The sequence below is a fragment of the Stenotrophomonas sp. STEN018 genome, from assembly GCF_056760235.1.
On the sequence record NZ_JBRREK010000033.1, the window covers coordinates 22408 to 36424 of the forward strand.

General features: G+C 63.3%; 14 protein-coding genes. 8 read left to right on the forward strand and 6 right to left on the reverse strand.

Translation table 11 applies throughout. The features are described 5' to 3' along the window. Positions 1-200: 200 nt before the first annotated feature. Positions 201-848, forward strand: coding sequence for an SCO family protein (locus tag ACVOMB_RS13645; protein ID WP_296246047.1), 648 nt, complete (start codon positions 201-203; stop codon positions 846-848). Continuing rightward, a complete protein-coding gene (gene asd / locus ACVOMB_RS13650) occupies positions 845-1687 on the forward strand; it encodes an archaetidylserine decarboxylase (protein ID WP_481531670.1) in 843 nt (280 codons plus the stop codon). The genes ACVOMB_RS13645 and asd overlap by 4 nt, the downstream gene beginning before the upstream one ends. Before the next feature lie 246 nt (positions 1688-1933). Here asd and ACVOMB_RS13655 read toward each other — a convergent pair whose 3' ends face one another. Continuing rightward, positions 1934-3511 carry a transglycosylase SLT domain-containing protein gene (locus tag ACVOMB_RS13655; RefSeq protein ID WP_481531671.1) on the reverse strand — a complete coding sequence of 526 codons (1578 nt, stop codon included), beginning with the start codon at positions 3509-3511 and terminating at the stop codon, positions 1934-1936. 123 nt (positions 3512-3634) lie between these two features. Here ACVOMB_RS13655 and ACVOMB_RS13660 point away from each other — a divergent pair, with 123 nt between their 5' ends. Together ACVOMB_RS13660 and ACVOMB_RS13665 are read left to right on the forward strand one after the other, a co-directional pair. Continuing rightward, the gene (locus ACVOMB_RS13660) at positions 3635-5140 is read left to right on the forward strand and encodes a helicase HerA-like domain-containing protein (protein ID WP_481531690.1); all 1506 of its coding nucleotides are present in this window, start codon (positions 3635-3637) and stop codon (positions 5138-5140) included. Positions 5141-5218: 78 nt separating this feature from the next. Then, complete coding sequence (locus ACVOMB_RS13665) at positions 5219-6484, forward strand: tetratricopeptide repeat protein (protein ID WP_481531672.1); 1266 nt, start codon at positions 5219-5221, stop codon at positions 6482-6484. 20 nt (positions 6485-6504) lie between these two features. Here ACVOMB_RS13665 and ACVOMB_RS13670 read toward each other — a convergent pair whose 3' ends face one another. After that, positions 6505-7953 carry a rhomboid family intramembrane serine protease gene (locus ACVOMB_RS13670; RefSeq protein ID WP_481531673.1) on the reverse strand — a complete coding sequence of 483 codons (1449 nt, stop codon included), beginning with the start codon at positions 7951-7953 and terminating at the stop codon, positions 6505-6507. Positions 7954-8056: 103 nt separating this feature from the next. Between ACVOMB_RS13670 and greB the strand changes: the two genes are divergently transcribed. Further along, a complete protein-coding gene (greB, locus tag ACVOMB_RS13675; RefSeq protein WP_481531674.1) occupies positions 8057-8557 on the forward strand; it encodes a transcription elongation factor GreB in 501 nt (166 codons plus the stop codon). On the opposite strand, the gene ACVOMB_RS13680 is transcribed toward greB, so the two are convergent. Both ACVOMB_RS13680 and rimO read right to left on the reverse strand, forming a co-directional pair. Further along, entirely contained in the window at positions 8544-9383 is an 840-nt protein-coding gene (locus tag ACVOMB_RS13680) for a DUF3025 domain-containing protein (protein WP_481531675.1), read from the reverse strand. The genes greB and ACVOMB_RS13680 overlap by 14 nt on opposite strands. Then, entirely contained in the window at positions 9380-10741 is a 1362-nt protein-coding gene (rimO, locus tag ACVOMB_RS13685) for a 30S ribosomal protein S12 methylthiotransferase RimO (RefSeq protein ID WP_481531676.1), read from the reverse strand. Before rimO ends, ACVOMB_RS13680 begins: the two co-directional genes overlap by 4 nt. 302 nt (positions 10742-11043) lie before the next feature. Here rimO and ACVOMB_RS13690 point away from each other — a divergent pair, with 302 nt between their 5' ends. The 3 genes from ACVOMB_RS13690 to ACVOMB_RS13700 are packed head-to-tail and all read left to right on the forward strand — an operon-like array spanning position 11044 to position 12321. Beyond that, positions 11044-11703, forward strand: a complete 660-nt coding sequence (locus ACVOMB_RS13690) for a dienelactone hydrolase family protein (protein ID WP_481531677.1) — start codon at positions 11044-11046, stop codon at positions 11701-11703. Continuing rightward, positions 11700-12122, forward strand: coding sequence for an HIT domain-containing protein (locus tag ACVOMB_RS13695; protein ID WP_481531678.1), 423 nt, complete (start codon positions 11700-11702; stop codon positions 12120-12122). Before ACVOMB_RS13690 ends, ACVOMB_RS13695 begins: the two co-directional genes overlap by 4 nt. A 31-nt stretch (positions 12123-12153) precedes the next feature. Next, positions 12154-12321 carry a LiaI-LiaF-like domain-containing protein gene (locus tag ACVOMB_RS13700; RefSeq protein WP_170183049.1) on the forward strand — a complete coding sequence of 56 codons (168 nt, stop codon included), beginning with the start codon at positions 12154-12156 and terminating at the stop codon, positions 12319-12321. Between the two features lie 72 nt (positions 12322-12393). Here ACVOMB_RS13700 and dcd read toward each other — a convergent pair whose 3' ends face one another. After that, on the reverse strand, positions 12394-12966 hold the full coding sequence (dcd, locus tag ACVOMB_RS13705; RefSeq protein ID WP_481531679.1) for a dCTP deaminase: 573 nt from the start codon (positions 12964-12966) through the stop codon (positions 12394-12396). 175 nt (positions 12967-13141) lie between these two features. Next, positions 13142-13999, reverse strand: a complete 858-nt coding sequence (gene apbC / locus ACVOMB_RS13710; protein WP_481531680.1) for an iron-sulfur cluster carrier protein ApbC — start codon at positions 13997-13999, stop codon at positions 13142-13144. Positions 14000-14017: the final 18 nt, after the last annotated feature.

Sequence of the window (14017 nt, forward strand, 5' to 3'; positions counted from 1 at the left end):
CTTGAAAGGTCTGCGATTATAGGCATCTGGCCGGTATATTGATTGCCAAGTTGCAGCCGAAACTTCGGCAATGGCCCTCCAAAGGGGCCCAAACGCCCGCCAAACCGCCGGGGTGTACGCCTGCAATCCCCTACACTCCCGTATCCCGCCCGCGGCGGACGACCCGTCCCGCCGCCGTATCCGAACGGAAGCCCGCGCGCATGTTCAATCGAAATACCGGCATCATCCTGGCCATCGCCCTGGCCGCCGGCCTCGGCCTGCTGTTGGCGCAGAAGGTCTTCGGGCCGTCCAACAAGGGCACGGACGGCACCAGCAGCATCATTTTCTATGGCACCCCGCGCACCCTGCCGGAGTTCGACCTGGCCCAGTCCGACGGCACCCGCCTGATCCCGGGCGAGCTGCGCGGCCATTGGACCCTGGTATTCCTGGGCTTCACCTCCTGCCCGGATGTCTGCCCGACCACCCTGACCGAACTGGCCCAGGCCCAGAAGCAGTGGGAAACCATCCCCGACAGCCTGCGCCCGCGCGTGGTGCTGGTCTCGGTGGACCCCGAGCGCGACACCCCGAACCGGCTGGGCGAGTATGCCCACGCCTTCCATAAGGACACCATTGCCGCCACCGCCGATGTGCCGTCGCTGGAGCGTTTTGCCACCTCGCTGGGCATGGTGTTCCAGAAGGCACCGGGCAAGCACTTCGAGCAGAACCCGGACGACTACAGCATGGACCACTCCGCCAGCATCGCCGTGCTTGACCCGCAGGGTCGGCTGGCTGGCCTGATGCGGCCCCCGTTCAACCCGCAGGCAATTGCCAGCGACCTGAAGAAGCTCACCGAGAAAACCGCACCATGAGTCTGGTTACAAGCCTCACCTACGTATTGCCGCACCGCCTGTTGTCGTCGATGGCCCGCTCGCTGGCCTATTCGCAGAACCCACGCATCTCGCGCTGGCTGATCGACACGGTGTCGAACAAGTTCAACGTCAATCTGGGCGAAGCCGCCAATCCCGACCCGCGCAGCTACCCCAGCTTCAACAGCTTCTTCACCCGCGCCCTGAAGCCGGGCGCACGTGTGGCCGCGGCCGACCCGCGCACCCTGACCATGCCAGCCGACGGCCGCATCAGCCAGCTCGGCCCGATCGAAGATGGCCGCATCTTCCAGGCCAAGGGCCAGTCGTTCACCGCCGCCGAGCTGCTCGGCGATGCCGCCGACGCGGCGCCGTTCAACAACGGTCTGTATGCCACCGTGTATCTGTCGCCGCGCGACTACCACCGCGTGCACATGCCCTGGACCGGCACCTTGCGCGAAACCGTACATGTGCCGGGCCGGCTGTTCAGCGTCGGCACCGACGCAGTTGCCAATGTGCCGCGCCTGTTCGCCCGCAACGAACGTCTGGTCTGCCACTTCGACACCGATTTCGGGCCGATGGTGCAGGTGATGGTCGGCGCGCTGCTGGTCAGCGGCGTGGAGACGGTATGGAGTGGCGAGGAAATCCCCGCCTACGGCGACCGCATCACCCGCAAGGACTGGCGTGGCAAGGGCATCACCTTGGAGCGTTTTGCCGAGATGGCGCGCTTCAACTACGGCTCGACCGTGATCGTGCTGTTGCCGCCCGGCGTGGCTGACTTTGATCCCTCGCTGAAGGCCGAAAGCCCGGTGCAGTTGGGCCAGGCGCTGGCGAAGCTGCGCTGACAACCTCGCAGTCGCGGTGGGAGCGGTGTCATTTTGTAGGAACGGCGTAAGCCGCGAAGCCGGGATAGTTTCAGTGATCAGGGCTTCTGCAATCTGAGGATGTATCTGCTTCGCGGCTTACGCCGCTCCTACAAAAAGGGCGGCGCTCCTGCGATCTGGCGATCCATCTGCTTCGCGGCTTAGGCCGCTCCCACAAAAGCAGAGCCAGCACACATAAGAAGGGCGCCTTTCGGCGCCCTTCTCTATTCAACGACCGCAGCCTTCAAGCTTCAGGCTTTGTCCGGGTTTCAGCGCGTAGGCCGGCGCACGCAGGCTGTTGGCGCGGGCCAGGACTGGTACTTCGCATTGGAAGCGGTTGGCGATACTGCCAAGGGTGTCGCCCTTGGCTACCTTGTAACTGCGCACAGCACGCCGCGCCGGTGCAGCTGGACGCGGTGCCGGTGCAGCCACCGGCGCTACTGCCTGTGCTGCCTGCATCGCCTGCACGTCGCCTACCGCCACGCTGCCGGTAACCGTCGCTGCCGAAGGCCGCTTGATCGCCGCGTTCAAATCGGCAGTGATCAACGCGCGGGCCAGATCAGCTCGCGGGCCGCTGACGCAATAGCGGTTGTACAGGCCTGCGATGCGGGCAGTGGCGTTGATGGTGGTGCCACCGGGAATCCAACCATCCGCCTCGTAACGCGGATTGAGGTTGCGCAGCGCGCGCATATAGCCGTCACGGGTGCCGGTACTGCCCAGGCAGATGGTCAGCTCATAGATGGTGGTCGACTTGGCCAGACGGATCGTCGCCGGCTGCGCGTTGAGCTTGGGGAACTCGACACCGTACTGCTGCGGGTGCAGGAAGATCCACGCCGCGGCGATCACCATCGGCACGTAGTCCTTGGTCTCGCCCGGGAACTGGTTGTACGAGGTGTCGGTCCAGAAGCTCTGCCCGCCGGTTTCGCGGTAGATACGCGCGGCACGGCCTTCGCCGCCGTTATAGGCCGCCAAGGCGTATTCGATGTTCTTGTTGAGCCCACGCATGCGCTCATTCATGTAGTCGGCGCTGGCACTGGCAGCGCTGCGCGGATCAAAGCGGGTATCGAAGCCGGTGCCATCCGGGCCCAATCCGAAACGACGGCCGGTGGCCGGCATGAACTGCATCAGGCCTGCCGCGCCCACCCGTGAGGAGGCATGCACGCGACCATTGGATTCCTTGGCCATGATGCCGAACAGCAGTGCCTCAGGCAGGCCGTCCTTTTCCCACTCCGGCCACATGACACCACGCAGATTCATGTAGTTCTCGTAGCTGGTCAGCAACGAGGGACGCATATCGGTGAGCCAACGGCGAATACCAGCCTGGATCGCCGGGTTGTACTCGACCATGTCATCGAAGGCATGGCGGTGATCGTTGAGCAGCGCAGCAGCGCGGGCTGCTTCGGGCACATCAGCCACCAAGGGCGCGATGTGGTCCGGATCGGCCTCCAACGGGCCGCCATCTTCGCCTTCCGCACCGCCACTAGTGTCCGCCCGCTGCTTCAGCAGACGCTTGTAGGTGGCCAGCAGATTACTGACCTGGCAGCCCTTCTGCGCGATGCAGGCGCTGATCACGTCTTCCATGTCCTCCAGCGCCGCATCGCCTTCACGGGTTCCCTTGGGGTCAGCATTGGTCACCAACACCAAGGCATCGCTGTAACGCTTCTCCGCCGCGCTCATCCGCGCCTCGATGGCATCCACCTTGGCCTTGTCCCGGGCTGAGATTGCCTGGGCGGCCGGAACCACGGTCAACAGCGAAGTCGCAATCAACAACGACCAAGCACGAGCAGATAACAGGGATACGGGCATCAGCAGCACTGCATGACAAAGGTGAGGCAGGGTAGCTGGCAGACAGACCCGGGGGCAACATTGCCACCGCAGCGATACAGTCGGCCGTTAGAATCCTTCCTTCATTCACCAATGAGTGCCTCCATGGACCCGATCCTGCTCGGCAAAGGCGTCACCGACGACATCGCCGTCACCCTGCTCCCGCGTTTCGGCAACCGCCACGGTCTGGTAGCCGGCGCAACCGGTACCGGCAAGACGGTGACCTTGATGACGCTGGCCGAGGGTTTCTCACGACTGGGCGTGCCGGTATTCATGGCCGACGTGAAGGGCGACGTGGCCGGCCTTGCGGTTGCCGGCGAAGGCGGCGAAAAGCTGGCACAACGCGCCGCCGAGATCGGCGTCGACGGTTTTGCGCCGGCCGCCAGCCCGGTGGTGTTCTGGGACTTGTACGGCAAGCTCGGCCATCCGGTGCGTACCACCGTCAGCGAGATGGGCCCTACCCTGCTCTCGCGCATCCTTGAGCTCAACGACACCCAATCCGGCGTGCTCGACATCGTGTTCAAGCTGGCCGACGACCGCGGCCTGCTGCTGCTGGACCTGGATGACCTGCGCGCCCTGCTCGGCCTGGTCGCCGAAGAGCGCAAGGACATCTCCACCGAATACGGGCTGGTCAGCGCGCAATCGGTGGCCGCGATCCAACGCTCGCTGCTGCGTCTGTCGCAGGACGGCGGCGAAGCCTTCTTCGGCGAGCCTGCGCTGGAACTGGCCGACATCATGCGGGTCAACCACGATGGCCGCGGGGTGATCGGCATCCTCGCCGCCGCCCAGCTGATCCTCAAGCCGCGCCTGTATTCCACCTTCCTGCTGTGGCTGCTGTCCGAGCTGTTCGAGCAGCTGCCGGAAGTTGGCGATCTGGACAAGCCCAAGCTGGTCTTCATCTTCGACGAAGCCCACCTGCTGTTCGACGATGCGCCGCCAGCACTGGTGCAGCGCATCGAACAGGTGGTGCGTTTGATCCGCTCCAAGGGCGTGGGCGTGTACTTCTGCTCGCAGTTCCCGGATGACGTGCCGGGCAACATCCTCGGCCAGCTCGGCAATCGCGTGCAGCACGCGCTGCGCGCCTTCACCCCGCGCGATCAGAAGGCGGTCAAGACGGCGGCTGAAACCTTCGTGCAGAACCCCAAACTCGATGTAGTCTCCACTCTGTCGCAGCTGGGCACCGGCGAGGCGCTGGTGTCCACACTGCAGGACAAGGGTATTCCTTCGCCGGTGCAGAAGACCCTGATCGCGCCGCCGCGCTGCCGGATGGGCTCGATCACCGATGCCGAACGCGCGCAGGTGCGTGCAGGCAGCCCGATCGGCACCCGCTACGACAACGCCGTCAACCGCGAATCGGCCGCCGAACTGCTGGCACAGCGTGCGGAGAAAAACGTCGCGCAGGCGCAGGCACCGGCCGCGCGCACCCGCCAGCAGGATGAGGAGCAGGAAGGCGGCTTCGGCCAGAGCATCAAGGACGCCATCTTCGGCACCAAGCGCCGTCAGGGCATGATCGAGACCATGGCCAAGCAGACCACCCGCACCATGGGCACCAAGCTGGGCAATCAGATCGTGCGCGGCATCCTCGGCAGCATCTTCGGCGGCAAACGCTGAGGATAAAGTGCGGGCCGGCCCATTGCCGGCCCGACGGCGCAGCAGCCACAATCAGCCTCTGACTCTTGGAGCAACGTCATGGAAGACCGCAAGCGCAGCGCAAACGCGCAACGCCCACAAGCATTCTGGCAACGACTGCCTGCGATCACGCTCTATCCTGTGCGTGGTCCGGCACTGTATTCGCTGATCGCACTCACGCTATGCACCTTGCTGACCTGGCTTCCGGCCATTGGCTGGCTGCTTGGCATCGTCATCTGGGTGGGAATCTACCGCTACGCTTTTGAGATCCTGCGCGAAACCGCCAACGGCCGCATGACCTCGCCAGAAAACACCCTCAGCAGCAGTGACGGCACCGTCATCAGGCTGCTGGCGCTGATGATCTTGATGGGCATCTTCGTGGTGACGGTGGCAATCTTCACCGGCCCGGTGATCGGGCTGCTGACACTCGGCGCAGTGGTCCTGCTGCAGCCCGGCTGCGTGATCTCGCTGGCGATGGATGGCAGCCTGCGCCACGCTGCCAATCCAGCCACCTCGATCACCATCGCCTTGCGCATCGGCTGGCCGTATCTGGCCGCCTTCCTGCTGCTGTTCGTCATCCAGGCCAGCGCCTTGACTGCTGGCCAATGGCTGCACACCTTCATGCCACCCGTCATCGGTGAGCTGGTGCTCAACTTCTTCAGCATCTGGGGGCTGTTCACTACCTTCCACCTGCTCGGCTACCTGGTTTACCAGTACCACGAGGCGCTGGGCTTCGAGCCGGAAGGTGCATACAACGCATTGTCGCGGCATGACCCGGACCAGAAATTGCTGGATGAAGCCGAACATTTCGTACGAGAAGGACAACCGGATGCCGCCCTGGATGCGCTGCGCGGCTCGGTGCGTTCGCGCGCGGTCAGTCTGCCGGTACATGAGTTGTACCAGCGCTTGCTACGTCGCAAAGGCGCATCGGATGCACTGCGCGACCATGCCCGCCAGTACATCAACCGCCTGCTGATCGAGAAGCAGGAGCGCGAGGCAATGAACGTGCTGCGTGACATGCTCGAGCTCGATCCGGATTTCACCCCAGCCGAGCCGCAGCAGGCTGCACAGCTGGCAGAACGTGCGCGTCTGGGCGGCCAGCTGCAACTGCAGATGGATACCCTGCGGGCAATGTTCAAGGCGTGGCCGCGTGAGCCAGAGGCACCGCAATGGGCCTTGCAGGCCGCCTTGCTGCTGGGCGAACGCTACAACCGCGACGCCGAAGCACTGCAACTGATCGAAGAAGCACTGCAACGCTGCGAAGTCGACGAGCAACGTCGCAAGCTCGAGGCCGCCAAGACCGCATTGCAGGTCAGCCCGGCCTGAACGCAACTACGGCAGGACGCTTAGTCGTTCTCCAACAAGAACCGGGCCTTGCCAGCTTGTGGCGTGGCTGCAAAACGCTGCTGCAGCAGCTCCAGCAAGCGCTTTCGTTGCGCATGGGCATGCGCCTCGCCATGTCGCAAGGCCAGCCGCAACCAACCCTGTGCCTGCATCTCACCGGGCAATTGAATGGCCTGCTCCCATACCGCTTCTGCCTCCTGTAGCCAGCCGGCCATGAGGCAGCGCTCGAACACGGGCTGCGCAAGTTCGGCGACTCCGCCATCGGCCAGCAGCTGTTTCACGATGGCCTGCTGCGCGGCCAGAGCGGCCGCATCATCTGCATCCAGACGCAGTACATCGGCGGCACGCGCCCGCATCTCGGCGCGCTTGCCGGCATTGGCAGCCACCCGATAGCGCGCCAACGCAATATCCAGCCGTTGAGGTTGTTCGGTCGCCAACTCGCTCAATACGCGTTCGGCAGCTGCATTTTCGAGACGGCCCATGTAGTACTGAGCCTGCTCCCAGCGCTGATCGCTGACCGACACTTCGGTGTCGTCAGCCATATAGTCTTCGCGGGTCTGCTGGGCCAACACCAGCACGCCACCCAGCAGCGCACCGCAGATCAGGCCACCGGCGTGTGCATCGAAGCCAATACCAGCTTCATCATTGGTCAGCAGGTTGAACACTTCCCAGCCCAACCACAGCGGCAACAGCCAGATCGCCGGCGCGCGCACGTAGTCGAAGATCACCCCGAACCAGTAGAAGAAGCGCACCGGACGCATACCCCATACCACGCAGAACGCTCCCATCACCGCTGCGATCGCACCGGATGCACCGAGCCCGCCGCCGACTTCGCCCCAGCGCCACAACACGCTGGCGACGCTGGAGCCAATCGCCCCCAACAGATACAGGCCCAGAAAACGCCAGCCGCCGAGCGCGCCTTCCAGCAGCAAGCCCAACACCACCAGAAACAGCATGTTGCCCAGCAGGTGCATCACGCTACCGTGCAGGAACGCAGCCGACAGCAATCGCCGCGGCGACCATTCCGAACTGCGCAGGATATGGCGCAGGGTGAATACCTGATCCAGCTGCGTTTGGTACTCGTGCCGCAGCGGCGCCCAGGCAGCCTGCTGGTCTTCCGACTCAAACAAGCCGCCATTATGCAACGCCTGCTGGAATGCGACATCGCTCAAGGTCGCCATGCCAACGTAGCCACCTTGCTGCTCTGCAGGAACAGATTCCAACTCGGCCAACGCATCGCTGCATTCGCTCAAGCGCAGATATTTCTCGTAGGCAGGCAGTTCGTATTCCGCCAGCCCTGACTGCTGGTACCAGACCTGTGCTGCCTGCACCTTCTGTTCATCGTCGGTCTGCCAGGCGAAGAACACGTAGACGTTGATCAGCACCAGCAACACGGTTACCAGGGGCAGCGTGCTCAGGTTGAGCGGTTTGTGCAGCGGCAGGATCAACATCGACCGGACTTCCTTGTCAGAGTACGCAAAGCTTCAGCCATGGATTGGCCTTGTGCAAGCCAGCCCGGCTACCATGCCCGCATCCACGCACTACATGACCGCAATGAGCCGCTGGCGTCCCCCTGCAGAAAAAAGTACCGCCCTGATCACCGCGCAGGGCCATGCCCGGCTCAAGGCCGAGCTGGATGAGCTGTGGCGGCAGCGTCGCCCGGAAGTCGTCAAGGCGCTGGCAGCCGCAGCCGCCGAAGGGGATCGCTCGGAGAACGCCGAGTACACCTACCGCAAGAAGCAGCTGGGTGAGATCGACCGCCGCGTGCGCTACCTGAGCAAACGACTGGAAGCCCTGCGCGTTGTCGACACCACGCCAAGCGATCCGGAAGCGGTGTTCTTCGGCGCGACGGTTGAGCTGGAGAACATCGATTCCGGCCAGACCGTTATCTACCGGATCGTCGGCCCCGATGAGACCGACGCACCGGCCGGCTGGATCAGCATCGACTCACCACTGGCACGGGCATTGCTGAAAATGCGCATCGACGACGAGTTCGCAGTGGAGCTGCCCAGCGGGTTGACCCGCTTCGCGATCATCGATGTCAGCTACGGCTGATGTTGAGCGGCGCCGGATAGAGGCGTCCTTCGCGAAGCGGACGGAAGTAATCGGTCAGTTGATAGAAGGCAGCGTCTTGGGACGCGTGCCAGCCGGGAATGCCGGCTAGCGGCAACGGCCGTAGTTCGGCGGGGTCCGTTAGTAAACTGGCGTCTTCGATTGCTGCAGCCACAGCAGCAATGCCGGCGGCATCATCATCGCCGATCACCACCAGGCACTTACCAACCAGCAAACGCTCGGGCAGCAAAGCCTGCTCCATCAGCGCATGGCCAACTAACGCGCAGACTGCGATGTCACTTTCGCGCCACTGCGCCTGATTGAACAGCGCCGACCAATCGTGCCGGTCCCATGCCGACAGCAGGCTCGCATCGCGAACACGCACGATCACTCCGGTTTCATCGAACTGAGTCAATGCGGCCTGCGCGCGATTGCGCTGGCTTGCGCCCATCGCTGCGATATGCCGGCACTGCTGCGCATTGAGCGCATGCTTGATCGCAGGGTAGCGCGCCCACACCATCGCGTTGAACAGGTCGTGCCAGTTCTGCTCGCGGGTGGCGATGCTGCCCTGTGCAATACGTTGCTCGTAATGCAGGCCGTCACCGAGCAGAACTTCATCTTGGGCAACAAACTGCTTGCCCTGCACTGGCAACTGCGCATTGAGTACATCGATGCCCGGCCAATCGGCAGCACGCAGCAACGCGGCAAAATCGCTGAAATCCGCGAACAGCGGGTGGTCAAAACCGCGCAGATCAACCTGCCCGCGCAACGGCGCTACAAAACGACGCCGGCCAATGCCAGCATCGTCTGCGGCAGGTGCTGCGGTCACAGCACCTTGATATCGAACGCTGTGGCCTTGGTATCGATCAGGGCGTCGCCGAACAGATCGTGTTCATCGTTGTCGGTGATCTCAACGTTGACGAAGTCACCGACGCGCAGCTTTGCCTCAACAGCATTCTGGATATGCACCAGACCATCGATTTCCGGCGCATCGGCCTTGGAGCGAGCCACGGCGATGCCGTCTTCGATGCCATCGACCAGGCACTGCTGCACGCTGCCAATCTTGGCTTCGAGCTTGGCAGCGGAAATGGCAGCCTGCTTTTCCATGAAACGGGCCAGACGCTCCTGCTTCACTTCTTCCGGCACCGGGTCCGGCAATTGGTTGGCCGTTGCACCTTCCACTGGCGAGTAGGCGAAAGCACCAACGCGGTCGAGCTGAGCGGTATCGAGGAAGTCCAGCAGCTGCTCGAACTCGGCATCGGTCTCACCCGGGAAGCCGACAATGAAGGTCGAACGCACGGTGATGTCCGGCGCGATCTCGCGCCAGCGCAGCACGCGCTCCAGGGTCTTGTCGACCGCACCCGGACGCTTCATCAGCTTGAGGATGCGCGGGCTCGCGTGCTGGAACGGGATGTCCAGATACGGCAGGATCTTGCCCTCGGCCATCAGCGGCACAACGTCATCGACGTGCGGATACGGATAGACGTAGTGCAGGCGGGTCCAGGCATCCAGCTCGGACAGACCTTCGCACAGCGCCTTCATGCGGGTAGCGTATTCCTTGCCGCGCCAGGTACCCGGCGCGTACTTGCGGTCCACGCCATAGGCCGAGGTGTCCTGCGACACCACCAGCAGCTCACGCACACCGCCCTTGACCAGACGCTCGGCCTCACGCAGCACCTCATCGACCGGGCGCGACACCAGATCACCACGCATCGAGGGGATGATGCAGAAGCTGCAACGGTGGTTGCAGCCTTCGGAAATCTTCAGATAGGCGTAGTGACGCGGGGTCAGCTTGATGCCGTAGTCCGGCACCAGGTCCACGAACGGATCGTGCTTGGGCGGCAGCGCGGCATGTACCGCTTCCATCACCGTGGTGTAGTCCTGCGGACCGGACACCGACAGCACGTCCGGGTAATGCTCGCGGATCATGTCGCCCTTCTTGCCCAGGCAGCCGGTGACGATGACCTTGCCGTTCTCGTTCATCGCCTCGCCGATCGCGTCCAGCGATTCGGCCACGGCCGAGTCGATGAAGCCGCAGGTATTGACCACCACCACATCGGCCGAATCGTAGGACGGCACGATGCTATAGCCCTCCACCCGCAGCTGGGTGAGGATGCGCTCGGAATCGACTAGGGCTTTCGGGCAGCCAAGGCTGACGAAGCCGACTTTGGGGTTCAGCTGGGACATGATCTGGAAATCCTGGGGCCGGGCCGGAATGGCAGCGAGGCCGGAAAGCCGGGCAGTATACCGGGCCTGCGCGGCCTCGCCCTGCGGCTGGCTTAATACGTGAGAGAGCTGATAATCAGTCTCATCGCGGGGATGAGTGACTAGCGCCCCTCTCCCGCGAGCGGGAGAGGGGTTGGGGTGAGGGGAGGCTTCTAGCAAGCAGACCCGGCTCTAAAAGCTCCCCTCATCCGCCCCTTCGGGGCACCTTCTCCCGCAGGCGGGAGAAGGAACTCCGCCTTTCGCCCCTTACCCCGGAGCCCCTCATGTCTCAGTGGATCACCCTCCCCACCCCACTCGGCCCCGTCCGCGCCTGGCAAGCCCTGCCCGCAGGCACCCCGCATGCCGGCCTGGTGGTGATACAGGAAATCTTCGGCGCCAACCCGCATATCCGCCATGTCGCCGAGCAGTACGCCGCCAAGGGCTATGCCGTACTGGCCCCGTCCTTCTTCGATCTGATCGAGCCAGACCTGCAGTTGAACTACGACGCTGCCGGTGTCAGCCGTGGCAAGGCGCTGGTCGACGAACTGGGCGTGGACCGGGCCGTAACCGTGGTCGAAGCCGCCGCTGCCGCTTTGGCGCCTTACGGCAAGGTCGGCACGGTCGGCTATTGCTGGGGCGGCACCATCGCGATGTTGGCTGCACAACGGCTGGGCCTGCCCTCGGCCAGCTACTACGGCGCGCGCAACGTGCCGTACCTGGATACAGCGTTCAAAGCCCCGGCCATCTTCCACTTTGGCGACCAGGACGCCTCGATCCCGGCCGCCGCCGTTGCAGCGCACCGTGAAAAGCAACCCGACTTGCCTGTATATGTCTATCCAGCCGACCACGCCTTCAACCGCGAGGTCGGCATGCACTACCACCCAGCCAGCGCCAACCTGGCGCGCGAACGCACCTTGGCCTTCTTCAGCGAGAACCTGCGATGACCGAAGTTGTGACGTCCGATTTCGTACTTGATACCCGCCTTGCCGCCGACAGCGTATTGATCGCCGATGGTCCCCTGTCGCAGATCCGCCTGATGAACGACGACCGCTTCCCGTGGGTCGTGCTGGTGCCGCGCGTAACGAACGCCAGCGAGTGGATCGATCTGGACGGTGCCCAACAGCGCCTGCTGCTGGCCGAGATCAACCAGATCTCCCAGCACCTCAAGCACAAGCCGAATGTCAGCAAGATCAACATCGGCGCCCTCGGCAACATCGTGCGCCAGCTGCATATACACCTGATTGGCCGCAACGAGAACGACGCTGCCTGGCCGGGCCCGGTCTGGGGCAGCGGCAAGGCACAGCGCTTTGACCCGGAGGTACTGGCCCAACGTGTCGAAATCTGGCGCCAGCGGCTACGATAAGCACCTTCCCACTTACGGACTCCGCAAGCCGATGCGCTCCAATCTGATCGCCGCACTGATCCTGATCATCGTTGGCCTGTTCTTCCTGGCCAAGAACCTTGGCTGGATCAACGGCAACATCGGCACCATGCTCGCCACCTGGTGGCCGGCCATCCTGGTCGCCGTTGGCATCGGCATGTTGTTCGGACGCGGAAAATAAGCCGTTCCGGCGGATCTTGCATAAAGAAAAAGGCGCCTGACGGCGCCTTTTTCATTTCAGCCCAAGCCGCACTCAGGTGCGCGGCAGGGTGACGCCGGTCTGGCCCTGGTACTTGCCGCCGCGATCCTTGTACGAGGTCTCGCAGACGTCGTCCTTGTCGGCTTGGAAGAACAGCATCTGTGCCACACCTTCGTTGGCATAGATGCGTGCCGGCAACGGCGTGGTGTTGGAGAACTCCAGCGTCACGTGGCCTTCCCACTCCGGTTCCAGCGGGGTGACGTTGACGATGATGCCGCAGCGCGCATAGGTACTCTTGCCCAGGCACACCACCAGTGTGTCACGTGGGATGCGGAAGAACTCCACCGTGCGTGCCAGCGCGAACGAATTCGGCGGGATGATGCACTCATCGGCCTCGATGTCGACAAAGCTCTTCGGATCGAAGTGCTTGGGATCGACAATAGTCGAGTTGATGTTGGTGAACACCTTGAACTCACGCGAGCAACGCACGTCGTAGCCATAGCTCGAGGTGCCGTAACTGACGATACGCTGGCCGTCCACCTGTTTGACCTGGCCGGCTTCGTACGGCGCGATCATGCCGTGCTGTTCGGACATTTGGCGGATCCAACGGTCGCTCTTGATGCTCATTCAATGGTCCTGTTCACGTTGTGCCGCAGCATGCCTGCGGCCGGGGGTGGTCGATTCTAGCCTAGAGCCGGCCAGGGACCGGCACGCAATTGCCTGCCGACCAGTTCCGCGCACTCTATCTATATGAGAAAGGCCCGCAGAACGGACCTTCTCTGCTGCCAACCTGGCAGTTGCCTCAGATCAGCGAGGACAGGATCGGAATGCTGGCGCGCGGGCGCTTGGCCAATTCCTCCGCCATCCGCTGTGCCGCCGCCAAATAAGCCTTCGCCGCGGCCGAATCGGGCTGCGCGACCACGATCGGCGCACCCGCATCGCCCTGCTCACGGATGCTGATATCCAGCGGCAGCGAGCCCAGCAACGGCACCCCGTACTGCTCGGCCATGCGCTGGCCACCGCCCTCGCCGAACAGATGCTCGACGTGACCACAGTTACTGCAGGTATGCACGGCCATGTTCTCGATGATGCCGAGCACCGGAACCTCGACCTTTTCAAACATATTCAATGCCTTGCGCGCATCCAACGTGGCGATATCCTGCGGCGTGGTGACGATCACCGCCCCAGCCACCGGGATCTTCTGCGACAGCGTCAGCTGGATGTCACCGGTACCCGGCGGCAGATCAATCAGCAGGAAGTCCAAGTCACCCCACAGCGTGTCGTTGAACAGCTGGGTCAGCGCCGAGGTGGCCATCGGCCCACGCCAGATCATCGGTGAGTCCGGCTCGATAAGGAACCCAATCGACATCGCCTCGACCCCGAACGCCCGCAGCGGCTCGATGGACTTGTTGTCCGGGCTCTCCGGCCGCCCGCTCAGGGCAAGCATGGCCGGCACACTGGGGCCGTAGATATCGGCATCCAGCACGCCAACCTTGGCACCCAGCTGCTTCAGCGCCAGGGCCAGATTCACCGCCGTAGTGGACTTTCCTACCCCGCCTTTGCCCGAGCCAACCGCAATGACATTGCGTATCCGTGAATGGGGGGAGAGCCCCTTTTGCACACGATGGGTGGCTGGGCGGGACTGATCGTAAAGCTGCATGACGTGAAGGATTCAAAA